The organism is Mesorhizobium sp. ISC15 (assembly GCF_037162615.1).
Lineage (GTDB): Bacteria > Pseudomonadota > Alphaproteobacteria > Rhizobiales > Rhizobiaceae > Mesorhizobium > Mesorhizobium mediterraneum.
Genome location: NZ_JAVSPX010000001.1, coordinates 1,583,532 through 1,608,128 on the forward strand (window position 1 = coordinate 1,583,532; position 24,597 = coordinate 1,608,128).

At 64.1% G+C, this 24,597-nt stretch carries 21 protein-coding genes; 13 read left to right on the plus strand and 8 right to left on the minus strand.

From position 1 onward, the window contains the following. Positions 1–16 precede the first annotated feature (16 nt). From RPG13_RS07910 to RPG13_RS07965, 12 genes are all read left to right on the plus strand, one after another. On the plus strand, positions 17–1,798 hold the full coding sequence (locus tag RPG13_RS07910; protein WP_127206473.1) for a sensor histidine kinase: 1,782 nt from the start codon (positions 17–19) through the stop codon (positions 1,796–1,798). A 3-nt stretch (positions 1,799–1,801) separates the two neighbouring features. Continuing rightward, positions 1,802–2,248 carry an HPr kinase/phosphorylase gene (locus tag RPG13_RS07915; RefSeq protein ID WP_095484473.1) on the plus strand — a complete coding sequence of 149 codons (447 nt, stop codon included), beginning with the start codon at positions 1,802–1,804 and terminating at the stop codon, positions 2,246–2,248. Between the two features lie 163 nt (positions 2,249–2,411). Next, positions 2,412–2,813 (plus strand): PTS sugar transporter subunit IIA, encoded by a 402-nt coding sequence (locus RPG13_RS07920; protein ID WP_029347440.1) that lies wholly within the window; start codon positions 2,412–2,414, stop codon positions 2,811–2,813. After that, the gene (locus RPG13_RS07925; RefSeq protein WP_126103994.1) at positions 2,810–3,106 is read left to right on the plus strand and encodes an HPr family phosphocarrier protein; all 297 of its coding nucleotides are present in this window, start codon (positions 2,810–2,812) and stop codon (positions 3,104–3,106) included. Before RPG13_RS07920 ends, RPG13_RS07925 begins: the two co-directional genes overlap by 4 nt. Positions 3,107–3,312: 206 nt before the next feature. Continuing rightward, positions 3,313–4,713 carry an adenosylhomocysteinase gene (ahcY, locus tag RPG13_RS07930; RefSeq protein WP_095484471.1) on the plus strand — a complete coding sequence of 467 codons (1,401 nt, stop codon included), beginning with the start codon at positions 3,313–3,315 and terminating at the stop codon, positions 4,711–4,713. Between the two features lie 188 nt (positions 4,714–4,901). After that, positions 4,902–7,466 carry a sensor histidine kinase gene (locus RPG13_RS07935; protein WP_292648303.1) on the plus strand — a complete coding sequence of 855 codons (2,565 nt, stop codon included), beginning with the start codon at positions 4,902–4,904 and terminating at the stop codon, positions 7,464–7,466. An 8-nt stretch (positions 7,467–7,474) separates the two neighbouring features. Next, on the plus strand, positions 7,475–8,986 hold the full coding sequence (gene tsaE, locus RPG13_RS07940; RefSeq protein ID WP_337124798.1) for a tRNA (adenosine(37)-N6)-threonylcarbamoyltransferase complex ATPase subunit type 1 TsaE: 1,512 nt from the start codon (positions 7,475–7,477) through the stop codon (positions 8,984–8,986). A gap of 20 nt (positions 8,987–9,006) precedes the next feature. Continuing rightward, the gene (locus tag RPG13_RS07945) at positions 9,007–9,753 is read left to right on the plus strand and encodes a nucleotidyltransferase family protein (protein WP_292648350.1); all 747 of its coding nucleotides are present in this window, start codon (positions 9,007–9,009) and stop codon (positions 9,751–9,753) included. Further along, positions 9,750–12,869 carry a double-strand break repair protein AddB gene (gene addB / locus RPG13_RS07950; RefSeq protein ID WP_292648298.1) on the plus strand — a complete coding sequence of 1,040 codons (3,120 nt, stop codon included), beginning with the start codon at positions 9,750–9,752 and terminating at the stop codon, positions 12,867–12,869. The genes RPG13_RS07945 and addB overlap by 4 nt, the downstream gene beginning before the upstream one ends. After that, the gene (gene addA / locus RPG13_RS07955) at positions 12,866–16,378 is read left to right on the plus strand and encodes a double-strand break repair helicase AddA (RefSeq protein WP_337124799.1); all 3,513 of its coding nucleotides are present in this window, start codon (positions 12,866–12,868) and stop codon (positions 16,376–16,378) included. The genes addB and addA overlap by 4 nt, the downstream gene beginning before the upstream one ends. A 74-nt stretch (positions 16,379–16,452) precedes the next feature. Continuing rightward, entirely contained in the window at positions 16,453–16,776 is a 324-nt protein-coding gene (gene trxA / locus RPG13_RS07960) for a thioredoxin (protein ID WP_027152031.1), read from the plus strand. A gap of 129 nt (positions 16,777–16,905) precedes the next feature. Next, entirely contained in the window at positions 16,906–17,187 is a 282-nt protein-coding gene (locus tag RPG13_RS07965; RefSeq protein ID WP_065011517.1) for a cupin domain-containing protein, read from the plus strand. A gap of 38 nt (positions 17,188–17,225) precedes the next feature. On the opposite strand, the gene RPG13_RS07970 is transcribed toward RPG13_RS07965, so the two are convergent. From RPG13_RS07970 to RPG13_RS07995, 6 genes are all read right to left on the minus strand, one after another. Next, the gene (locus tag RPG13_RS07970) at positions 17,226–17,645 is read right to left on the minus strand and encodes a VOC family protein (RefSeq protein WP_128243709.1); all 420 of its coding nucleotides are present in this window, start codon (positions 17,643–17,645) and stop codon (positions 17,226–17,228) included. A 59-nt stretch (positions 17,646–17,704) separates the two neighbouring features. After that, complete coding sequence (locus RPG13_RS07975; protein WP_337124800.1) at positions 17,705–19,030, minus strand: bifunctional folylpolyglutamate synthase/dihydrofolate synthase; 1,326 nt, start codon at positions 19,028–19,030, stop codon at positions 17,705–17,707. Between the two features lie 62 nt (positions 19,031–19,092). Further along, positions 19,093–20,019, minus strand: a complete 927-nt coding sequence (gene accD, locus RPG13_RS07980; RefSeq protein ID WP_292648293.1) for an acetyl-CoA carboxylase, carboxyltransferase subunit beta — start codon at positions 20,017–20,019, stop codon at positions 19,093–19,095. A 36-nt stretch (positions 20,020–20,055) separates the two neighbouring features. Further along, on the minus strand, positions 20,056–20,895 hold the full coding sequence (gene trpA / locus RPG13_RS07985) for a tryptophan synthase subunit alpha (RefSeq protein ID WP_095484461.1): 840 nt from the start codon (positions 20,893–20,895) through the stop codon (positions 20,056–20,058). Positions 20,896–20,897: 2 nt separating this feature from the next. Further along, positions 20,898–22,148: a tryptophan synthase subunit beta gene (gene trpB, locus RPG13_RS07990; protein WP_337124801.1), complete on the minus strand. Its 1,251-nt coding sequence runs from the start codon at positions 22,146–22,148 to the stop codon at positions 20,898–20,900. Positions 22,149–22,234: 86 nt separating this feature from the next. Further along, on the minus strand, positions 22,235–22,894 hold the full coding sequence (locus tag RPG13_RS07995; protein ID WP_292505657.1) for a phosphoribosylanthranilate isomerase: 660 nt from the start codon (positions 22,892–22,894) through the stop codon (positions 22,235–22,237). Between the two features lie 109 nt (positions 22,895–23,003). Here RPG13_RS07995 and RPG13_RS08000 point away from each other — a divergent pair, with 109 nt between their 5' ends. Beyond that, positions 23,004–23,222: a hypothetical protein gene (locus tag RPG13_RS08000; RefSeq protein ID WP_095484458.1), complete on the plus strand. Its 219-nt coding sequence runs from the start codon at positions 23,004–23,006 to the stop codon at positions 23,220–23,222. Positions 23,223–23,231: 9 nt separating this feature from the next. On the opposite strand, the gene RPG13_RS08005 is transcribed toward RPG13_RS08000, so the two are convergent. Further along, positions 23,232–23,990, minus strand: coding sequence for a M48 family metallopeptidase (locus tag RPG13_RS08005; RefSeq protein WP_292505655.1), 759 nt, complete (start codon positions 23,988–23,990; stop codon positions 23,232–23,234). A 99-nt stretch (positions 23,991–24,089) separates the two neighbouring features. Next, positions 24,090–24,578 (minus strand): DUF2852 domain-containing protein, encoded by a 489-nt coding sequence (locus tag RPG13_RS08010; protein ID WP_095484456.1) that lies wholly within the window; start codon positions 24,576–24,578, stop codon positions 24,090–24,092. Between the last annotated feature and the right edge of the window lie 19 nt (positions 24,579–24,597).

Sequence of the window (24,597 nt, forward strand, 5' to 3'; positions counted from 1 at the left end):
CGGGGGCTGCTATTCGATGGCAGTGGACGTAGAGCGAGTGAGACGGACGGGCGGCCGGCGCCCGTCGCGGATTCTGCCCGCATTCCTGTCGAGGATCACGGTGCCGATGCGCCGCTTCCTCGGCCACCATATCTTTTCCAGCCTGACGCGGCGCATTCTCTTCCTCAACCTCGCCGGCCTGGCCGTCCTGGTCACCGGCATTCTCTACCTCAACACGTTTCGCGACGGGCTGATCGATGCCCGCGTCGAGAGCCTGATGACCCAGGGCGAGATCATCGCCGGCGCGATCGCGGCATCGGCGACGGTCGAGACCGATTCGATCAGCATCGATCCGGAAAAACTGCTGGAACTGCAGGCCGGCGAAAGCCTGGGTCCCGGCTCCGATCAGCTCGACAATCTGGATTTCCCGATCAATCCGGAGCGCGTCGCGCCGGTGCTCAGGCGCTTGATTTCGCCGACGCGGACGCGTGCCCGCATCTATGACCGCGACGCCAACCTGCTGCTCGATTCCCGCCATCTCTATTCGCGCGGCCAGATCCTTCGCTACGACCTGCCGCCGGTCTCCGCGGAAGAGCCCGACCTTCTGGAGCGTATCCAGAAATTCGTCTTCGATTTCTTCCGCAACACCGCGCTGCCGGTCTATCATGAGCAGCCGGGCGGCAATGGCGCTGCATTTCCGGAGGTGGTCAAGGCGCTTACCGGCAGCCCGTCGACCATCGTGCGGATCTCGGAACAGGGCGAGCAGATTGTTTCGGTCGCCGTGCCGATCCAGCGCTTCCGCGCCGTTCTCGGCGTATTGATGCTGTCGACGGAAGGCGGCGACATCGACAGGATCGTCGCGGCCGAGCGCAAGGCGATCCTGCGCGTCTTCGGCATTGCCGCCCTTGTCACCGCCATCCTGTCGATGCTGCTCGCCTCGACCATCGCCAACCCGCTGCGCCGGCTGTCGGCGGCGGCGGTCAGGGTGCGGCGCGGCGTCAAGAACCGCGAGGAAATCCCTGATTTCTCCGACCGGCAGGACGAGATCGGCAATCTGTCGATCGCCGTGCGCGACATGACCAATGCGCTCTATGCCCGCATTGAGGCGATCGAAAGTTTCGCGGCTGACGTCTCGCATGAGTTGAAGAACCCCCTGACCTCGCTGCGCAGCGCAGTGGAGACCCTGCCGCTGGCCAAGAACGACACGTCGCGCAGCCGGCTGATGGATATCATCCAGCACGACGTCAGGCGGCTGGACCGTCTCATCACCGACATTTCCGATGCCTCCCGTCTTGACGCCGAGCTCGCGCGGGAAGACGCAGGAACCGTGGATCTCAAGAAGTTCATCACGGATCTGGTCGACGTTTCACGCACGGCCACGCGCAACAAAAAGACGGTCGAGATCGAGTTCAAGGTCGCCAAGCCGCCGCAGGGCGTCAAGGGCTACTTCGTCGCCGGCCACGATCTGAGGATCGGCCAGGTCATCACCAATCTGATCGAGAATGCCCGCTCCTTCGTTCCTGAAGAGCGCGGCCACATCACTATCTCGCTGGCGCGCGCCGGCAAGGTCAACATCATCACCATCGACGACAATGGTCCCGGTATAAGAGCAGACAACATCGACCGCATCTTCGAACGCTTCTACACCGACCGGCCGGCCGGCGAGGCGTTCGGCCAGAATTCAGGGCTTGGCCTGTCGATCAGCAGGCAGATCGTCGAAGCCCATGGCGGCACGCTGACCGCCGAGAACATCCCGGGCACCAAACCCGGCGAGATCAAGGGCGCGCGCTTCGTCGTGACGTTGCCGGCCGAAGGCTGATCTATGCGCGCTGAAAACATTCATGGAACGGCGCTGCTGATCGGCGAGCGCGGCGTCCTCATCACCGGACCGTCCGGCGCCGGCAAGACGACGCTGGCGCTGACGCTCCTGGATCATTGCCGCGCGCGCGGGCTGTTTTCGCGGCTTATCGGCGATGACAGGCTGCTCGCCGTGGCCCACGCCGGGCGGCTGGTCTGTCGCGTGCCGGCGACCATCGCCGGTCTCGCCGAAGTGCCTGGGTTCATGCCGCGCCCGCTGCCCTTCGAGCCGGGTGGAGTGATCGACCTGCATGTCCGGCTGGTGCCGAAGGCAGAAATGGCCCGTTTCCAGGAGGAAATCAGCGAACCGGTGGCAGGCTGTCCGGTGCCGCGTATCGACCTTGCCGAGCGCAACGCCGCCACGGCCTTGCCGGCGGTGATGGCACGGCTCTCCATCGCGCCTTTTCTATGATCCGGTTCCGGTTTTTTGCTGCAATGCGTCAAAATGGCCTAGGCCTATGCAATTTTGGGCTTGTCAACGCGTCTCGCGTCGACAAGATAGCGCTCCCGCCGCCTGGAATGGCCGGCGAGTATGAAACGCCTTATGAAGCGGCGATGACGGGAGCCACCAAAGAATGATCGGACTCGTGCTTGTAACGCACGGTCAACTGGCCGCCGAATTCCGCCATGCCGTGGAACATGTCGTCGGGCCACAAGACAGTTTCGAGACCGTGGCGATCGGCGCCGATGACGATATGGAGCAGCGCCGCAGCGACATCGTCGACGCCGTTGCCCGTGTCGACACGGGGGCGGGCGTCATCGTTTTGACAGACATGTTCGGCGGCACGCCCTCCAATCTCGCCATTTCGGTGATGGAATCCGGTCGTACCGAGGTCATTGCCGGCATGAACCTGCCGATGCTGATCAAGCTGTCCAGCATTCGCAAGGGCGACAATATGAGCGCAGCGCTGGACGAGGCGCAGGCAGCCGGCCGCAAATACATCAATGTCGCCAGCCAGCTTTTGAGCAGCAAATGAACGCGCTGTCGGCCAAGAAGGATGACATCGTCCGGGAGTTTCCAATCGTCAACCAGCGTGGCCTGCATGCCCGCGCCTCGGCGAAGTTCGTTCAGGTTGCCAGCGGCTTCGACGCCTCCGTCCATGTCGAGAAGGACGGCGTCAAGGTCGGCGGCACCTCGATCATGGGTTTGATGATGCTGGCGGCGAGCCCCGGCTATTCGATTCGCGTCACCGCCAGCGGCCCGGAGGCCGAGCAGGTCATCGATGCACTGGAGAAACTGGTCGCCTCCCGCTTCGGCGAAGAATCCTGACGCCTGGAGCGCCGCGCGTCCTTTGGACTCGAATTTGCGCATCGTGCTTTCCGAAAATCGCTTCCGAAGACATGCACGGATAAAGATTTCTTTATATCCCATTGTCGTCCGACCGGCGATCTGCTAGTCAGGCCGGCAACTCGCGCCCTTCGAAACGCCTTTGGCGCGGGCGCATCCCGAAGACAATTCTTGATCGGAGCACTGCCATGACGGGTAGCAAAGACTATGTGGTCGCCGACATCTCTCTTGCCGGCTGGGGCCGCAAGGAGATCGAGATCGCCGAAACCGAAATGCCGGGTCTGATGGCCTGCCGCGAGGAATTCGGCAAGGCGCAGCCGCTCAAGGGCGCGCGCATCACCGGTTCGCTGCACATGACCATTCAGACGGCGGTGCTGATCGAAACGCTGAAGGTGCTCGGCGCCGATATCCGCTGGGCCTCCTGCAACATCTTCTCGACCCAGGACCATGCGGCCGCGGCCATCGCCGAGGCCGGCATTCCGGTCTTCGCCATCAAGGGCGAGACGCTCGAAGACTACTGGGTCTACACCGACAGGATCTTCCAGTGGGCCGATGGCGGCACCTCCAACATGATCCTGGATGATGGCGGCGACGCCACCATGTACATCCTGATCGGCGCGCGCGCCGAAGCCGGCGAGGATGTGCTCTCCAATCCGGGCAGCGAGGAGGAAGAGATCCTGTTTGCGCAGATCAAGAAGCGTATGGCGGCTTCGCCCGGCTTCTTCACCAAGCAGAAGGAAGCGATCCGCGGCGTCACCGAAGAGACGACGACCGGCGTCAACCGGCTCTATCAGTTGCAGAAGAAGGGCCTGCTGCCGTTCCCGGCCATCAACGTCAACGATAGCGTGACCAAGTCGAAATTCGACAACAAATACGGCTGCAAGGAATCTCTGGTCGACGGCATTCGCCGCGGCACCGACACGATGATGGCCGGCAAGGTCGCGGTCGTCTGCGGCTATGGCGACGTCGGAAAGGGCTCTTCGGCGTCGCTCAAGGGCGCCGGCGCCCGCGTCAAGGTCACCGAGGTCGATCCGATCTGCGCGTTGCAGGCGGCGATGGACGGCTTCGAAGTCGTCACGCTCGAGGATGCCGCACCGACGGCCGACATCATCATCACCACCACCGGCAACAAGGACGTCGTCACCCTCGACCACATGCGGTCGTTCAAGGACATGGTGATCGTCGGCAATATCGGTCACTTCGACAACGAGATCCAGGTGGCGTCGCTGCGCAATCTGAAGTGGACCAACATCAAGCCGCAGGTCGACATGATCACCTTCCCGGACGGCAAGCGGATGATCCTTTTGTCGGAAGGCCGCCTGCTCAATCTCGGCAATGCCACCGGCCATCCGAGCTTCGTCATGTCGGCGTCCTTCACCAACCAGGTGTTGGCGCAGATCGAGCTCTACACCAAGCCCGGCCAGTACGAGAATCAGGTCTATGTCCTGCCGAAGCATCTCGATGAAAAGGTCGCGCGCCTGCATCTCGACAAGCTTGGCGCCCGGCTTACCGAACTGTCCGGCGAACAGGCCGCCTATATCGGCGTGACCCCGCAGGGGCCGTTCAAGCCGGAACACTACCGCTATTAACCAAAGCTTAAATTACCACTAGATATTGATGCCGGGCGATTGACTTTTCGCCCGGCTTTATTTTTGCGCTGATTGATTCTTCACGCCGATTCGCGCAAGCGCTATGGTGCTGATTCGCGGGTCCGGGGACGAGGGCCGACGCACGCATCAGGGCGGTCTTGCATTCAGGCGGCGAAGAGGACCAAGACATGCCGGGGGATAACCCGCCTCGCGCGGGACAGGCCGTTTCCGGCGGCCACAACGATTCGGTGACCACGGATTCCGCTGCAACAGGCGGAAGCCTCTTATGGTGCGCTGGCGCTCGCGTCGGAAAATTGCTTGCCTCTTCCGCGCTCGCCGGTCCGCTGCTCGGTTTTGCGGCGCATGCTGAAACCGTCGCTGCGCAAAAAGCCGGGCTGTCGGTCTCCACGGTCGAGGTCATGCAACTCGCCATGTTTGTCGGCGTCATGGGCGCGGCACTTGTCTCGGCCATCGCCCTGATCCGCGAAAGAGCGCGCACCTCGGCACAGAATGTCGAACTCAGAGCCCGCTTAGCCGACGTCAACGCTGCGCTGCGGCGCTCCGAGGCGCTGCTCAATCTGCGCGACCAGCGTGTCATCGTATGGGCCGCGGAAAACAAGAAACCCGAGCTCGTCGGAACATTGCCGGTTGAGAGCGGCGCCCCGGAAGACCGCGCCGCTTTCCTCGCCTTCGGCCGTTGGCTGATGCCGCGCTCGGCGGCGGCGCTCGAGAATGCCGTGGCGGGACTGCGGGAAAAGGCGAGGCCGTTCGATCTCGTCATCGAATCGCAGGTCGGTGCGCCGCTCGAAGTGCACGGTCGCAAGAGCGCAGCACACGTGCTTGTGCGCTTCGTCTCGCTGTCTGAAACGCAGCGAAGCGAGGCCAGGCTGAAAATCGAGAACCAGCGCCTCGCCGCCGACTATGACACGATGCTCGGCCTTCTCGACGCGCTCAGCATGCCGTCATGGCTGCGCACGGCGGACGGGCGGTTGAAATGGGTCAACCGCGCCTATGCCAACGCAGTCGAAGCGGAAAATGCCGAAGCGGCCGTTCGCGACGCGAAGGAATTCCTGGGTGGTCAGGCGCGCGATGCGATCGCTGCGCAGCACAAGTCGCATCCCGTCTTCGAGCAGGCGCTTTCCACCGTCATCGAAGGCGACCGCCGCATGTTCGCTGTGACCGACTTCGCCGGCGCGGATGGTTCGGCGGGTCTTGCCTGTGACACCAGCGGCATCGAGATCATCCGTAACGAATACGAGCGGACCGTGCGGAGCCATGCCGACACGCTCGATCAACTCAACACCGCCGTGGCGATTTTCGATACCGACGAGAAGCTGCGGTTTTTCAACCAGGCGTTCCAGAAACTATGGGGCCTCGACAGCGGCTTCCTGCACAGCGCCCCGGACAACGCCTTGTTGCTCGACAGGCTGCGCAGCGAAGGCAAGATCGCCGAGCAGCCCGAATGGCGGCGCTGGAAGGAGAGCCTGCTAGGCGCCTATCGCGCGGTCGAGTCGCAGGAACATTGGTGGCATCTGCCGGACGGCAAGACCATCCGCGTTGTCGCCAATCCGCAGCCCAAGGGCGGCGTGACCTGGGTGTTCGAGAACCTGACCGAGAAGATGGACCTCGAAAGCCGCTACCAGACCGCGGTGCGGGTCCAGGGCGAGACGCTCGACAATCTTGCCGAGGGCGTGGCCGTGTTCGGCCCGGACGGAAGGCTCAGATTGTCGAACCCGGCATTCGCAGCACTTTGGGGACTGGACTCCGACGCCGCCAAGCCCAACGTCCACGTCTCCACGATCCGCGATCTTTGCGACCGGCGCGCCGCCGACAGTCCCTGGGCCGGGTTCGTTGCCGCCATCACCGGTTTCGACGATGAGCGCCGCGACCGCCACGGCCAGACCGAGCTGAACAATGGCAACGTGCTGCGCTACGCGATGATCCCACTGCCCAACGGGCAGGTGATGATGACCTTCGTCGACGTCACCGACAGCGTCAATGTCGAGCGGGCGCTGAAGGACAAGAACGAGGCGCTGGAAAAATCCGACCAGCTCAAGAACGAGTTCGTGCAGCACGTCTCTTACGAATTGCGCTCGCCGCTGACCAACATCATCGGTTTCACCGAGCTTCTTTCGCTGCCGGCGACCGGACCATTGAGCCAGAAGCAGCGCGAGTATGTCGAGCATGTCGGCTCGTCTTCCTCGGTCCTGCTCACCATCGTCAACGACATCCTCGACCTGGCGACCGTGGATGCCGGCATCATGGAGCTTGATATCTCCGAAGTTCACGTCGACCGGACCATCGCAGCCGCTGCCGAGCTTGTTGCCGACCGGCTGGAGGAGCATGCGATCAGGCTCAAGATCGACGCGGCCGCCGCGCCGAAGACCTTCCATGGCGACGAAACCCGCATCCGCCAGATCCTCTACAATTTGCTGAGCAATGCCGCGAACTACGCCCCGGAGGCGAGCACCATCACGCTCGCGTGCCGCCAGCTTGCCGAAGGCGTGGAATTCTCCGTTCATGACGACGGTCCCGGCATGCCGCCGGACCTGCTCGATTCGGTGTTCCGGCGTTTTGAACCGCGCACCAATGGCGGCCGCCGGCGCGGCGCCGGCCTCGGCCTGTCGATCGTCAAGAGCTTTGTCGAGCTGCATGGCGGCAGCGTCCGCATCGAGACCGGCAAGGACAAGGGCACCACGGTCATTTGTGCCTTTCCCGACACGCCGTCCGGCATCCGCGCGGCGGCCGAGTAGCGCGCTCGATGGCAGGCGTGGTGCTGGAGCGTTTTCTCGCCGACGAGGTTGAGACCGCAAGGCTGGGCGAGGACCTGGCCATGTCGCTGCGCGCCGGCGACGTGCTGGCGCTGAAAGGCGATCTCGGCGCCGGCAAGTCGAGTTTGGCGCGGGCGCTGATCAGGGCAATGACCGACGATTCCGGTCTCGACGTGCCGAGCCCGACCTTCACGCTCGTCCAGAGCTATGAGGGGCGCGTTCCCATCCATCATTTCGACCTCTATCGCCTGTCCGCGGCGTCCGAACTGGATGAACTGGGTTTCGACGAAGCGCTGGCGCAAGGCGCTGCCCTGGTGGAATGGCCGGAACGGGCAGAGGCCTATTTGCCAAAGACTTCGATCCAAATCGAGCTGCTCCATCAGGGCGATGGCCGCCTGGCGAGACTGACGGGACAAGGCGCTGCCTTCGAACGCGCGGCTCGATCGCTGGCGATGCGCGATTTTTTGGAAAGCGCTGGCTGGGGCGAAGCGCAGAGACGATATTTTATCGGCGACGCCTCGGCCCGCTCCTATGAGATCGTCTCGCTGGCCGGCCTGCCGCCGCGCGTGTTGATGAATTCGCCAAAACTGGTGCTCGGACCGCCGGTCCGCGACGGCAAGCCCTATGCGGTGATCGCCCACACCGCGCAATCCGTTGCGGCTTTCGTCGCCATCGACCGGGCATTGCGGGCCGGCGGCGTCAGCGCCCCGGAGATCCACGCCCAGGATCTTGACCAGGGCTTTCTTCTGCTGGAGCATCTCGGCTCGGAGGGATTTCTCGGCCAGCATGGTCAGCCGGTGGCGGAACGGTACGCAGCGGCGGCCAAACTGCTTGCCATGATGCATGGCAAATCATGGCCCGATCGAATGGAGGCCGCGCCCGGCGTCTTTCACGACGTGCCGCCTTTCGACCGCGACGCCATGATGATCGAAGCCGAATTGCTGCTCGACTGGTATGTGCCGGCGATATCAGGCGGCCCGGCAAGCGATGCCTTGCGCGCCGGCTATGTCAGGGAATGGAATGCGGTCCTCGACCGGCTGCAGGGGCGCGAATACACGCTCATGCTGCGCGACTTTCATTCGCCCAACATCATCTGGCGCGGCAATCGTACCGGTCACGACCGCCTCGGCATCGTCGATGTCCAGGACGCGCTGATCGGCCCGTCCGCTTACGACCTCGCCTCGCTCGCCATGGATGCGCGCGTCACGCTTTCGCCCGAGATCGAGAAGCGGACGCTGAACGCCTATATCGCTGCGCGCCATAAGGCTGGCGCTTTCAACGAAGACGAGTTCGTCGAGACCTATGCGATCATGGCGGCGCAGCGCAATTCGAAGATACTCGGCATTTTTGTTCGGCTCGAAAAGCGCGACGGCAAGCCCTATTATCTAAAACATCTGCCGCGCATTCGCGACTATCTCAGGCGAGCGCTGGCGCATCCCGGGCTGGCCAGCTTGCGGGATTTCTATACCGCCCACGGCCTGCTAGAGGAGCGGTCGCTGTGACGACACACCTCAAAACCGCAATGGTGCTTGCCGCCGGGCTGGGAAAGCGCATGCGGCCAATCACCGACACGATGCCGAAGCCGCTGGTCAAGATATCAGGCAAGACATTGCTCGACTGGAGCCTGGACAGCCTGGCGCAGGCCGGCGTCGACAAGGCGATGGTCAACGTCCATTATTTCCCCGAACAGATCGTCGCCCATGTCGCCGCGCGCCGCGCCCCGAAAGTCGTCATTTCCGATGAAAGCGAAAGACTGCTCGATTCCGCCGGCGGTATCGTCCATGCTTTGCCGGAACTGGGAGGGGCTCCCTTTTACATCGTCAACGCCGACACCTTCTGGATCGACAGCGGCGTGCCCAACCTTGCCCGCCTCGCCCTTGCATGGGACGCGGCGAAAATGGATATTCTGCTGATGCTCGCGGATCTCCAGTCAGCAACCGGACACAGCGGCGGCACGGACTTCCTGATGGCGCCGGACGGCGCCTTGCGGCGTTCGAAAGGCGACCCGACAGGCCTGATCTATGCCGGGGCGGCGATCGTCCATCCCAGGCTTTTCGCGGATGCGCCGGCCGGTCCGCATTCGCTCAACGCCTATTTCGATGCGGCCATTGCTGCCGGCCGCCTGTTCGGCACGGTGATGCACGGCCATTGGATCACCGTCGGCACGCCAGACGCCATTCCGCTTGCGGAAGCCGCCGTCGCCGCCGCTCTCGCTGAGTCACCCAGTGCTTTTACCGAGTTGACCAGCGCCTTCACTAAGTCGAAATGAGCGGCTCCCGCCGCGTTTTCTCGATCCCGCCCGGAGCGCCGTTTCTGCCGACGCTGGCCGAGGCCTTGCTGTCGGGTCGGCTTGTCCCCGATTTCCGCTTCGACGGCGACCCGCTGGCATTGGCCGACGCCACTATCTACGTGCCGACGCGCCGCGCCGCGCGGGCGCTGCGCGGCGTCTTCGTCGACCGGCTGGGTGGCCGCTCGGCGATCCTGCCGGTCATCCGTCCGCTTGGCGAGTTCGACGAGGACGAAGCTGCATTCGAGGCCGACGCATCGGCGGCGATCGATCTCGCGCCGCCGATCGCGGCGATCGAGCGGCTGCTGCTGCTGGCACCGCTGGTGCGCGCCTGGAAGCGCCGCCTGCCAGCGCATGTCGCGGCACTTTTCGACGAGGAGATCGTCGTGCCGGCCTCCGCCGCCGACGCCATCTGGCTGGCGCGCGACCTGGCCCGGCTGATGGACGAGATCGAGACCGAAGGCACAAACTGGACCAGGCTCGCCGATCTGGTCACCGGCAACCTTGCCGGCTGGTGGCAAGTGACGCTCGACTTCCTGAGCATCGTCACCGAAAACTGGCCGGATCTCCTCGAGGAACGCAACCGCTCCAACCCCGCCGCGCATCGCAATGCGCTGATAAGGCTGGAAGCGGCGCGGCTGAAGCGCAATCCGCCCACTGGGCCGGTGATCGCAGCCGGCTCCACCGGGTCGATTCCGGCCACCGCCGAATTGCTTGCGGTGATCGCCGGCCTGCCCAGCGGCGCCGTCGTGCTGCCCGGCCTCGATTTGATGCTGGATGAGCCGTCATTCCAGGCAATCGCGGCGCCCGGGGCGCGCCCGGCCTTGCTTGGCCATCCGCAATACGGCCTGGCAAAACTGATCGGCAAGATCGGCGTGCTGCGCGGCGATGTCGAGGAGATCGCCGTTGCCGAAAGGCCGCTGGCGCTGCGCGCCGCACTTGTCGGCGAGGCGCTGCGGCCGGCCGAAACCACTGAGCTATGGGCGCAGACGCGCGCTGGCTTTGCCGCCGCGGACATCACTGATGCCTTCGCCGACGTGACGCTTCTCGAAGCCGCCGGCGAACGCGACGAAGCGGTGGCGATCGCCGTCGCGCTCAAACGTGCCGTCGAGCAGCCCGGCCAGCGTGCGGCGCTCGTCACCGGCGACCGCGCCCTGGCGCGGCGCGTCTCGGTCGAGCTGTTGCGGTTTGGGGTCGTGGCCGACGATTCGGGCGGCACGCCGCTCATCAACACGCCAGCCGCCAGTCTGCTCAGGCTGGCGCTTCAGGCCGCGTTCCGGCCCGGCGATCCGGTCGCCCTGCTGTCGCTGCTCAAGCACCCGCTGCTTGGCCTCGGCCTGGAACGCACAAGCGTCCGTCATGCGGCGGAGATCATCGAACTGGTGGCGCTGCGTGGCGGCACCGGCCGCCCCGACATTGCATCGTTGCCGGAGCTCTTCGACATACGTCTCACCGGCCTGGGCGATGCCCGCCCGCCCTTCTGGTTTTCCCGCCTGACCGTGCGCAACATCGAGGGCGCGCGCGAATTGCTCGTCCGTCTTGCCGCGGCGCTGGCGCCGCTGATCGCCTTTCGCAGTCAAGCCGAAGCCGATCTTGCCGAATTGACCCGGGCCAGCGTCGTCACGCTCGAAGGTCTCGGCCGCACCGCGGATGGCAGCCTGAGCGAACTCTATGCGGGCGATGCCGGTGAGAAGCTCGCCGAGCTCTTGCGCGGGCTGGTCGCCGCCTCGGCCTCGTTCTCCTTCGCGGCTGACGAATGGCCCGATGTGATGGAGGCGCTGATCGCGCCCGAAACCGTCAAGCCGGCACGAGGCACCGACAGGAACATCGCCATCTGGGGTGCGCTTGAAGCACGGCTGCAGAGCGTCGACATGCTGGTCGTCGGCGGGCTCAATGAAGGCGTGTGGCCGCGCAAGCCGGAAAGCGACCGCTTCATGTCGCGGCTAATGAAGACCGGCATCGATCTCGAGCCGCCGGAACGGCGCATCGGCCTGGCCGCCCATGATTTCCAGATGGCGATGGGGGCGAAGAAAGTGGTGCTGGCGCGCTCCGCCCGCTCGGGCGACGCGCCGGCGGTGCCGTCGCGCTGGCTGCAGCGCCTCCTGACCTTCATCGGCAAGGATCATGCGGCGGTGCTTCGCCGGCGTGGTGATGAATTCCTGTCGTGGGCCCGTGCGCTCGATGCCGGCGAAAGAGGAGACTTCGCGCCGCGACCGCAGCCGAAGCCGCCGCTGGCTGTGCGGCCGCAGCATTTCTCGGTCACCGAGATCGAGACGTTGCGCCGCGACCCTTACGCGATCTATGCCAGGAGGATTCTCCGCCTGATGCCGCTCGACCCGGTCATCCGCGACCCGGGCGCCGCCGAGCGCGGCACGCTGTTTCACGCCATCCTGCATCTTTTCTCAGCGAGGGTGGCCGATCCGCTTGTGCCGGAGGCGCTTGACGGTCTCATCGTCGCCGGCCGCCAATGCTTTGCCGAAGCGGCCCTCCCTCACGATGTCGAGGCGGTGTGGTGGCCGCGCTTCGAAAAGCTTGCGGCAGGGATCATCGAATGGGAGCGCGGCCGCGCCCTTGCCGTGACGATGCGGCACGCCGAGGAGCGCGCCGAGAAAACCGGCGTCGGCCGGTCCGGCGTGACGCTGTCCGGCTATGCCGATCGCGTCGACCTCCTGGCCGGCGGCATGGCCGACATTCTCGACTACAAGACCGGCTCCTCGCCGTCCAAGGCGCAGGCCCACACCCTGCTGTCGCCACAATTGGCGCTGGAGGGGGCATTGCTGAGGCGCGGGGCCTTCAAGGGGCTTGGCGCGCGCGAGCCGTCGCAACTGGCCTTCGTCAGGCTGAAGCCGAACGGCGAGGTATTCGAGGAATCCATCCTCGAATACAACCGCAAGCCGCGAACCGCCGCCGATCTCGCCGAGGAGGCCTGGGCGCGGTTGGAAAAACTGCTGATCCATTACGCCGACCCGACGACCGGTTATTTGTCGCGGGCGCTGCCATTTCGCGAGGGCGAGACCGATGGCGACTACGACCATCTCGCCCGCGTTCTCGAATGGTCCGCCGGCGGCGACGCCGACGACGAAGGAGGGGAGGCATGAAGAAGACCTATCCCATCCCGACCGATACCGCCGCCAGCCAGGCAAGCGCCTCCGACCCGAAAAATTCCGCCTGGGTGTCGGCCAATGCCGGATCGGGCAAGACCCATGTGCTGGCCCAGCGCGTCATCAGGCTCTTGCTGCGTGGCACCGATCCATCGAAGATCCTGTGCCTGACCTACACCCGTGCCGCCGCCGCCAACATGTCGAACCGGGTGTTTTCGACGTTGTCGGAATGGACTGCGCTTGCCGACGTCGATCTGGCGGCGAGGGTAGAGGCGCTGGACGGTCGCCAGCCCGATCGCGAAACCATGCGCCGCGCGCGCCGGCTGTTCGCCGAGGCGCTGGAGACGCCGGGCGGGCTGAAGATCCAGACCATCCACGCCTTCTGCGAATCGGTGCTGCACCAGTTCCCGCTGGAAGCCAACATTCCGGCCCATTTCGAAATGCTCGATCCGCAGATGGAGGCGTCGCTCTTCGCCGCCGCCCGTCGTGACATGATCTCGGGCACGGCCGCCGGCGATGCGGGACTGGCAGAGGCATTCGCCACCATTCTGGAGCGCGGCGGCGAACATGGGCTCGACGCATTGCTGGCCGAGATCGTGCGCAAGCGCGACGGCTTGCGCGCCTTCATCAGCGCGGCCGGTGGCGATGGCTTCCGGGCGCTGTTCGACGAGTTCAGGTTTCGCGCCGGCCAGACCGCCGAAGGCCTGGCGGCCTCCGTCTGGCCGCTGCCGGGCTTCCTGCCGGACTATTTCATCACCTTTGCCCGCGCTGCCGAAGCCGCCGATGCCCGCATCGTGCTGAACAATCTTCTGCCCTATGCGCGTCTTGCCTTCGCCGAGGATGATCCGGTTCGCCGGCTGCATCTGCTGGCAAAAGCTTTCCTGCGGGCGGATGGCGAGCCTTATGAGCCGGCAAAGACATTCAAGAAGGCGTTGCTCGACCGGCTGCCCGATCTTGCCGAGCGCTATCTCTCAGCTGCCGATGCGATCCTCGAAATCTCCGATCGATTGGCCTTGTTCAGGATGCTGGAGGGCACACGTGCCGCGCTGACCATCGCCGACTGGCTCATCGCCCGCTACGAGCACTTGAAGCGCGCCCGCGGCTTTCTCGACTTCAACGACCTCATCACCCGAACGGTTAATCTTCTGGCGCGGCCCGACGCCGGCCCTTGGGTGCAATACAAGCTCGACCAGGGCATCGACCACATCCTGCTCGACGAGGCGCAGGACACAAGCCCCGACCAATGGGAGGTGGTTAAGCGGCTGGCGGAGGAATTCTTTGCCGGGCTCGGCGCGCGCGACAATGTTCATCGCACGGTCTTTGCCGTCGGCGACGAAAAGCAGTCGATCTATTCCTTTCAAGGAGCGGCGCCCGACTCCTTTGCCGACTCAAGGATCCTGTTTGCCGGAAGGGTGCGCGACGCCAACGCCGCCTTCGCCGATCTCAAGCTGACCTGGTCGTTCCGCTCGACCGACGACGTGCTTGCGGCGGTGGACCGTGTCTTTGCCGACCCGATCGTGCGGCGCGGCATCAGCCACGATCCCGACCCGCTCGACCACAAGGCGATCCGCACCGATGCGCCGGGTTATGTCGAGGTCTGGCCGTCGATCGGCGCCGATGTCGTCGACGAACCCGACGACTGGACGCAAGCCGTCGACCACGCCCATGCGCCGGCGGTGCGTGTTGCCGAGAACGTGGCGGCGACCATTGCTGGCTGGATCGGCACCGGCGAGATCATCGAAGGCCGTGGCAAGAAGCTTCGGCCCGGCGACGTGCTGGTGCTGGTGCGCAAGCGCGATCGCTTTGTCCATGCGCTGACGCGTGCGCTGAAGCGCCGCGACATCCCGGTCGCTGGTGCCGACCGGCTCAGCCTGCCTGGCCATATCGCGGTGAAGGACCTGATCGCGCTCGGCCATTTTCTCATCCAGCCTGAGGATGATCTGTCGCTGGCCGCCGTGCTGCGCAGCCCGATTTTCGATGTTTCGGAAGAGAAGCTTTTCGCGCTGGCGGGCGAGCGGCCGTCCGGTCTCTCGCTGATCGCTTCGCTCAGACAGCATGCCGGCGAAAGCGCTGCCTTGGCCGCAATCGTTGCCCAACTCGACACATGGTCCGATGAGGCCGCATTCAAGCCGGTATTCGAATTCTATGCCGGGGCTCTCGCCCGCGACGGCCTGCGCAAGAAAATGATCGCGCGGCTCGGGCCGGAAGCCGGCGACATCCTCGACGAGTTTCTAAGCTTTTGCCTGGCCGGGGAACGGACCGGCCTGCCGGGACTGGAATCCTTCCTGTCGACGCTGGAAAATGCCGGCCCCGAGATCAAGCGCGAAATGGACCAGACCCGCGACGAGGTTCGCGTCATGACCGTGCATGCCGCCAAGGGCCTGGAGGCGCCTGTCGTGTTCCTGGTCGATGGCGGCTCGGCGCCGTTCAGCGACCAGCATCTGCCGCGACTGATGCCGTTCGATGGCTCGGGCGAGCACTGGGGTGGCAAGGGCTATCTCTGGCGCTCGGCCAGCGATGTCGCCAATGGATTCTCGCGGGCCGCTTCGGTTCGCGCTCGCGAGCTGTCCGACGACGAATACCGTCGGCTGCTCTATGTCGGCATGACCCGCGCCGAGGACCGGCTGATCGTCTGCGGCTACCATGGCAAGCGGGCACCGAACGCCGGTACCTGGCATTCGATCGTCAGCCGCGCGCTGGTCGGCGCCCCCGAAAGCGATGAGCGACTGCACCCCGCCACCGGCGAGACCGTGCATCGGTTTCACGTGACAAAATTGCCGCCGGTCGCACAGGCGGCGGCCGAAGAGGCGCGGCAGACGCAACAGTTCGAGCCGTTGCCGAAGACCCTGTTCCAGCCCTTGCCGCCTTTCGAGGATCTGCCGCGACCGCTGTCGCCCTCCGGCGCCTCGGCCCTGATCGATGAGGCCAAGGAAGCCGTAATCGACACCGGCTCGCCGGTGCTGGACACCGAGGCGGAACCTGGCTTTGCCGTGATGCGAGGGCTGGCGCTGCACAAATTGTTGCAGATGCTGCCCGGCATTGCCGAGGCCGAACGCCGGGATGCCGCGGAACGCTATCTCAAGCGCGTTGGCGCGCAATGGCCTGAAGGCGAGCGCGACAAGGCCTTGACCTCGGTGGCGGCGATCCTTGCCGACAGCCGCTTCGATCAGCTGTTTGCATCATCGTCGCGCGCCGAAGTCGCGGTCAAGGGCAGCCTGGAGGTCAAGGGCAAGCTGCGTTCCATCTCCGGCAAGATCGACCGGCTGGCGGTCACATCAGGCAAGGTGTCGATCGTCGATTACAAGACCAACCGGCCGGCGCCAGCAGCGCTGGCGGACGTTCCACCGGCCTATGTCCTGCAGCTCGCGCTCTACCGCGCGCTGCTCCAGCCGCTTTACCCCCGGCATGAGGTCTCGGCGGCTCTGCTGTTCACTGAAGTGCCGCGGCTGATCGAGCTGCCGCCGGCGGTCATGGACGACGCTCTTGCCCGACTCACGGGAGCGTGACACAACAGCTGCTTGAAGAAGGCCACGATCACCACCACATTTGGTGCGACAATAACTCTCGAAAGGATTTTCGCATGGCCACCGTCAAGGTCGACAAGAGCAACTTCCAGACCGATGTGCTTGACGCCAAGGAGCCGGTCGTGGTCGATTTCTGGGCGGAATGGTGTGGCCCGTGCAAGATGATCGCGCCGGCGCTGGAAGACATCGCCATCGAACTCGGCAGCAAGGTGAAGATCGCCAAGCTCAACATCGACGAGAATCCGGAGCTGGCCGCGCAGTTCGGCGTGCGCTCTATCCCGACGCTGATGATCTTCAAGGGCGGCGAAATGGCCGACATGAAGGTTGGCGCCGCGCCGAAGACGGCGCTGTCGCACTGGATCAACGGCAATCTCGCCTGATCCGACCGAAAATTTCGCAGACGAGCCCGGCCCTCGCGCCGGGCTTTTTGTTGGTGTCACCAATCCGCCGATCTGGCACTCGCCACTTGCCGCGTCATGTTCTTGTCTGGCTTAAAGCAGGAGAACGACATGACCGGATCCGCCAAAGCCACCGTCTTCATCGACAATGAGCGCGTCATCGTCACCGAATATCGCTTCGCGCCGGGCGACAACACCGGCTGGCACCGTCATGGCCACGACTATGTCATCGTGCCGCTGATGGACGGCAAGCTCAAGCTCCTGACCAAGGACGGCGAATCCTTCGCCGAAATGAAGAAGGGCGCGCCCTATTTCCGCAAGGAGGGCGTGGAGCATGACGTCATCAATGCCAATGAGGGCGAGTATGCCTTCATCGAGATTGAGCTGAAGTAGTCCCCACCGAGGCCGTCTCCGCCGTAGGCGTGAGGCGATCACCAATCCGCGATACGATCGCCTCCGACGAACTGCGCACTTTTCTCAGTGTATTCAAACAGTTCTATCTTCACGTTGTTAGGGTCGCGAATCCACGCCTGGTAGGTATCATCGCATGCGTGTTTCTTTGACGTGACTTCAACGCCTTTCGCTCTTACGTGGGCGATCGCGGCGTCAAGGTTTTCCACTTCAAGGCAGAAGTGGTTGATCTGGTTCAAGTCGCTATAGTTGGCCCCGTCTTTCTGGAACACCTCGACGTGGCTGCGGCTGCCGCAATTAAGGTAGAAACCGAAAATCTTGCCGTCGCGCAGGAAGTTGAACTGGGTGTCCATGCCGAGGACGTCCCGATAGAAGCTTCGCGTCACTTCGAGATCATCTGCGAAGATGCAAACGTGAGCGAGCTGCTTTACGTTGATCATGGCTGACTCCTCGTGGTGATTTGACGAAGTCCGTCATCATGGCCTGGTGAACCAGAGCCTCAAACCGGCGGCGTGCCGTTTTCGGCCAGCACAGCGCCGGCCAGATAGAGCGAGCCGCTGATCAGGATGCGCGGCGGCGGTCCGTCCCAGGTATCGCGCAGCAACATCAGCGCATTGGCGACGGAGCTCACCGGTTCGGCCGATAGGCCGGCCTCGACGGCGCGGACCGCCAGTTCGTCATTTGGCACGCTGGCGTCGCTGAGGCTCACCGGTACCGTGTAGACATGCCGCACCAGACCCTTGAAGGCGCTGAAATAACCGCTCTGGTCCTTGGTGTTGATCATGCCGGAAATCAGGAACAGCGGCCGCGGGTTCTTTTCCTCCTGCTCGGCCAGCGCCTCGGCGACGACCACGCCGGCGCCCGGATTGTGGCCGCCGTCGAGCCAGATGTCGGCGCCCTTCGGCGCCAGTTCCGTCAGCCTGCCTTGCGGCAACTTCTGCATCCGCCCCGGCCAGGCGACATTGGCCATCGCCTTGTCGGCGACGCGATGGCTGATCTCGAAGCCCGCCGCCTTGACTGCCGCAATCGCCGCCGCCGCATTGGCGAACTGGTGGCGCCCCGGCAGGCGCGGTGGCGACAGGTCCATCAATCCGTCTTCGTCCTGATAGACCATGCGGCCGTTTTCCTCGAAGGCGAGGAAATCCTGGCCATAGACGAAGGCGGGACAGTCGAGCCGCTCGGCGGTTTCGATAAGCACCTGAAGCGCCGTCTCGCTTTCCTGCGCGCCGATGACCACCGGGCAACCGCGCTTGATGATGCCGGCCTTTTCGGCGGCGATCAGTTCGACACGGTCGCCGAGATAGGATTCGTGGTCGAGTGAGACCGGCATGATCACCGACACCGCCGGCTCGGTGATGACATTGGTGGCGTCGAAGCGGCCGCCGAGGCCGACCTCGATGATGACGGCATCCGCCGGATGTTCGGAAAACAGCAGGAAGGTGACGGCGGTGAGGATTTCGAAGACGGTGATCTTCTGGCCCTCATTGGCCTTGGCGACCCGGGCGATGGCGTCGGCAAAGACTTTGTCCTCGACCAGCCTGCCGCCGCCGTCGGCGGCCAGTCGGTAGCGCTCATGCCAGTTCACCAGATGTGGCGATGTGTGGACATGGACGCGGTGGCCGGACGCTTCGAGCAGCGCCCGCGAAAACGCGGCGCAGGAGCCCTTGCCGTTGGTGCCGGCGATGTGGATGACCGGCGGCAGATGGTCCTGCGGATTGCCCAGCCGCTCCAGCAGCCGCGAAATGCGGTCGAGCGAAAGATCGAAGCCCTTCGGATGAAGCGACATCAGGCTTTCGATTTCGCGGTCGGCGGCAAGCGTGGTCATGGGAGAATCCTAGGCGCGCCACAGATGGCGCGCAATCGCGGTTCGCGACGAAGGATGTCGCGTCAGGCTTGCGGGCGTGCTTCCGCCGGGATCGCCGCCGGCGGCAGGATTTCCGGTTCCAGCGGCTTTTGCTCTTCCGGCAGCTTGAGCAGCATTTTCAGGAGCCGCGCAATCGTCTGGCGCATCTCCAGCCGCGACACCACCATGTCGACCATGCCGTGCTCCATCAGATACTCGGAGCGCTGGAAGCCGTCGGGCAGCTTTTCCCTGATGGTCTGCTCGATGACGCGCGGCCCGGCAAAGCCGATCAGCGCGCCGGGCTCGGCGATGTGCACGTCGCCCAACATGGCGTAGGAGGCGGTGACGCCGCCGGTGGTTGGGTTGGTCAGAACGACGATATAGGGAAGACCGGCCTCCTTCAGCCGATCGACGCCGATCGTGGTTCGCGGCAATTGCATCAGCGACAGGATGCCTTCCTGCATGCGGGCGCCGCCGGACGCTGCGAACAGGATCAGCGGCCGCTTGCGTTGCAAGGCGACCTCGAAGCCACGAACGATGGCGTCGCCGGCGGCCATGCCGAGCGAGCCACCCATGAAGGCGAAGTCCTGCACGGTCACCACCACCGGCAGGCCCTCGACGGTGCCCAGCGCATTGATGATCGCGTCTTCCAGGCCGGTCTTGGCCTTGGCGTCCTTCAGCCGGTCGGTGTAGCGCTTCTCGTCGCGGAATTTCAGCGGGTCCTGCACCACCTTGGGATTTTCGAGCGTCTCGTACTTCCCGTCGTCCATGAAGAATCTCAGCCGCTCCTTGGCCGAGATCTTCATGTGGTGGCCGGAGGATGGGATGACGAACTGGTTCTGCTCCAGATCCTTGTGGAAGACCATCTCGCCGGTCTCGGGATCCTTGATCCAGAGGTTCTCAGGCATGTCGGTGCGCCGGCCGAGCATCGAATTGATCTTCGGGCGAACGTAGTTGGTGATCCAGTTCATCGCTTCGGCTCCTGTCCTGACGAAGACGTAGGAAGACTATTCGGCGGCAGCAAGGCGAGCCGCGCGCACGCCTTGCGAAAGCCCGCTGACCAGCGTGGCGACCGCCTCGGCCGGGTCGGCGGTTTTTTCGCCCTTCGGCCCCAGAACATTGGCGACCGCATTGACGATCGCGGTGCCGACGACGACGCCATCGGCATTGGCGCCGATTACGCGCGCCTGCTCGGCGGTCTTGACGCCGAAGCCGACGCAGACCGGCAGGTCGGTATGGCCCTTGATGCGCGTGACCGCCGCCGCCACCTTGCCGGTGTCGGCAAGGGCTGAGCCGGTGATGCCGGTCATCGACACGTAGTAGACGAAGCCGGAGGTATTCTGCAGCACCTTGGGCAGGCGCTTGTCGTCGGTGGTCGGCGTCGCCAGCCGGATGAAATTGATGCCGGCCTTCAGTGCCGGAATGCACAGCTCCTCATCCATTTCCGGCGGCAGGTCGACGACGATCAGCCCGTCTATGCCGCTGGCCAGCGCGTCGCTCAGGAAGCGGTCGACGCCGTGGATGTAGATCGGATTGTAGTAGCCCATCAAAACGATCGGCGTTTCATTGTCTCCGGCGCGGAATTCCGACGCCATCTTCAGCGTCTTGACCAGCGTCTGGCCGCCTTTTAGCGCGCGCAGGCCGGCCGCCTGGATCGCCGGGCCGTCGGCCATCGGATCGGAAAACGGCATGCCAAGCTCGATGATGTCACTGCCGGCGCCGGGCAGCGCTTTCATGATCGACAGGGAGGTGTCGTAGTCCGGGTCGCCACCCATGAAATAGGTGACGAGCGCCGGGCGGCCTTCGGCCTTCAGCTTGGCCATGCGGCGGTCGATGCGGGTGGTCATGATCAGATCTCCATGCCCAGCATATTGGCCACCGTATGCACGTCCTTGTCGCCGCGGCCGGACAGGTTGACGATGACAATCTGGTCCTTGTCCATGGCGGGCACGATCTTCACCGCATGCGCGATGGCATGGGCGGATTCGAGCGCCGGAATGATGCCTTCGACGCGCGTCGTCAGCTGGAACGCCTCTAGCGCCTCGTCATCCAGGATCGGCACATAGTCGACGCGCCCTGAGTCGCGCAGCCAGGAATGCTCCGGCCCGACGCCCGGATAATCGAGGCCGGCCGAGATCGAATGCCCGTCCATGATCTGCCCGTCGGCATTCTGCAGAAGGTAGGTGCGGTTGCCGTGCAGCACGCCGGGCGCGCCGGCGCTCATCGAGGCGCAGTGCTCGATGCCGTCCAGGCCGCGGCCGCCGGCCTCGATGCCGATGATGCGAACCTCTTTGTCATCAAGGAAGGGGTGGAACAGGCCGATGGCGTTGGAACCGCCGCCGACGCAGGCGATGATCGTGTCCGGCAACCGGCCTTCCTGCTTGAGGATCTGCGCGCGCGCCTCAATGCCGATCACCGACTGGAAGTCGCGCACAAGCTCCGGATAGGGGTGCGGGCCGGCGGCAGTGCCGATCAGGTAATAGGTGTCTTCAACGTTGGTCACCCAGTCGCGCAGTGCCTCGTTCATGGCGTCCTTGAGCGTGCCGTGGCCGGCGGTCACCGGCCGCACCTCGGCGCCGAGCAGCTTCATGCGGAAGACGTTCGGGCTTTGCCGGGCGACGTCGGTTGCGCCCATATAGACGACGCACGGAAAGCCGAAACGCGCCGCCACCGTGGCCGACGCCACGCCGTGCTGGCCGGCGCCGGTCTCGGCGATGATGCGCTTCTTGCCCATGCGCTTGGCCAGCAGGATTTGGCCGAGGCAATTGTTGATCTTGTGCGAGCCGGTGTGGTTCAAATCCTCGCGCTTGAAATAGACTTTCGCGCCGCCCCCGAGGCCCTTCGCCGCGGAAACCTCACGAAGATGCCTGGTCAGGCCTTCGGCGAAATAAAGCTTCGACGGCCGCCCGGCATAGTGGGTCGAAAGGTCAGTCAGCTCGGCCTTGAAATCCGGGTCGTCCTTGACCTCGTTCCAGTGCCGTTCCAGGTCGAGGATCAGCGGCATCAGCGTTTCGGCAACGAAACGACCGCCGAAGATGCCGAACATGCCCTGTTCGTCGGGTCCGGTGCGGAAGGAATTGGGTATCGCCGGCTTGTCCATCGCCGATCTCCTACTTCTTGTTTGGAGCATGTCCTTGTCGGAAAACCGGTTTCCACGTTTCCGGGACATGCTCCGGGTTCTATCCTTCAGGCGGCGCGGTTGTCGCGTGCTGCCCTGACGGCCCGGAAAAACTGTTCGATCAGCGCCGGATCCTTGACGCCCGGGGCGCTTTCCACGCCCGAGGAAATGTCTAATCCGGACGGGTTGGCAAGCCGAAGGGCATCGCCGATATTGGCGGCGTTGATCCCACCGGAAAGCATGTAATCGACGCCTGCGTCAAGACCGGCCAGAATGCGCCAGTCGAAGGCAACGCCGTTGCCGCCCGGCAGTTCCGAACCCTTCGGCGGCTTAGCGTCGAACAGGAAGCGGTCGGCAACGCCGACGAAGGGTTTTAGCCGCTCCAGATCGACAGCGTCGCTGACCGACAGCGCCTTCATCACCGTCAGGCCATAGCGCGCCTTCAACTCGACCACCCGCTCGGGCGTTTCCGAACCATGCAGCTGCAGCATATCGGGCTGCATCTTTTCGACGATTTCATTCAAAAACGCGTCGCTGGCGTCGACCGTCACGGCAACCGCCTTGGCCTTGCCGATTGCCGCTTCGCGCAAGCGGCCGGCTTCCGCCGGCTCGACATAGCGCGGGCTTTTGGCAAAGAAAATAAAGCCGACATGGCTGGCGCCGCCGGCCAATGCCGCGGCCAATGCCTTGTCGGTCTTCAGTCCGCATATCTTGATGTCGAGCGCCATGGCGCGGGATTGGCACGAAACGGCAAAAGAGTCGAGAAAAAGCGCATGTTTGCCACCAGCGCGGAACGCGCTACCTTACTTCAGACAGTACAGGCGGGAGCAAACAAGCATGGCAGACCAAACCGTCGCCCAACTAAGGCAAAAGATCGCCCAGGCCCACGAGGTCATCGCTCATCTGATGGACAAGGCCGCCTTCAACGGCGCCGAGGCACATCGCGCGCTGGCCTATTTCAGCAACGATGCCTTCGAGAAGAATTTCTTGCCATGGCCGCGCCATACCGACGAAGGCTTACGTCCCGAAGAGCTGAACGCCGCCAACGACGATTGATCGGGCGATCTACTCGAACATGATCGCTTGCAGCGCGCCGCCATTGCGCTTGAGCCAATCCTTGCAGCGCTCGGTGTCGGGGCAAAGCTGCTCGCACAATTTCCAGAATTTCGGGCCGTGGTTCATCTCCTTGAGATGCGCCACCTCATGCGCGACGAGATAGTTTATAACAGGCGATGGCGCCATCATGATGCGCCAGGAGAAGGACAAATTGCCGTCGGAGGTGCACGATCCCCAGCGGCTCGACGTGTCCTTGAAGCGGATAGCCTTGGCGCGCTTGCCGACCGCGCCTGTATGCTTGACCACCAGCGCCTCGATCTCGCGCTTGGCTTCGCGCTTGAGGAAATCGGCGATGCGGCGCGGCAGGTGCACGCGATCGCCGTGCACGATCATCAGCGGACCGCGCTCGTCGCGCGACAGCGTGACGGTCCCGCGTTTCGAAGGCTCATGAACGATGCGATGCGGCACGCCGCGCACCGGTACCTTGATGCCGGGCCGCACCTGCGGCCGGTTGGGCACCTTGGCCAGCCGCTGCTCCAGCCAGTCTTGATGGCGGTCCAGGAATTTTTCGACTTCGCCACGGCGCAAGCCCGGCGGCACGGTGATGCGCAAGCCACGGCCGCCGGAATCGATGCGCAGCGTCAGGCGCCGCGCCCGGTCGCTCTCGACGATCTTGAGCGGCAGCGTGCGGCCGGCAACACAATGCTCTCGCTCCACGACGGGGGCGAGCCTGGGTTTGGTCAGGTTGCGGAAGAAGCCGAATGACATGGGGCGACGATACGTGATTCGAGGAAAACGAATAGAACATAAAAGAAACGGCGCCGCTGACGCGACGCCGTTTTTTGATTATTTATCGGGGCAAGTGCCTTACTCGTCCAGTAGGCCTGGCGTGGATTTGCCACCGCGTTTGCCGGTCCCCGTCGAGCCGGTTGATCCACCGGTTGTAGGCGACGTCGACTTGTTGCGGTTCGCCATGAAGCGGTCGAACTCTTCCTGGTCCTTGGCGCGACGCAGTTCCCTGGCATATTCGTCGAACTCGCTCAGCATCTCGTCGAGCTTGCGGCGCTCTTCATTGAGCCGCTCGAGTTCCTTTTCGCGCCAGTCGTCGAAAGCGACGTTGCCGGTGCGGGCGGAGCCGTGGCCCCAGCGCGCCGCTTTGTCGGAACTGCGGCGGCAGCCGGCGAAGATGCCGTCGGTGGCGCGGTTGACGTCGCGCTTGAAGCCTTCAAGCCGGTCGCCCCAGATGATGTAGGCGAGCATGGCGAGGCCGAGCGGCCAGAACACCATGAAGCCGATCACCATCAGTGCGATGGTTGCCGGCGTCCAGGCCGGACGGATCAATGCAGATGTGTTCATTTTCTCCCAATCCTTCAGT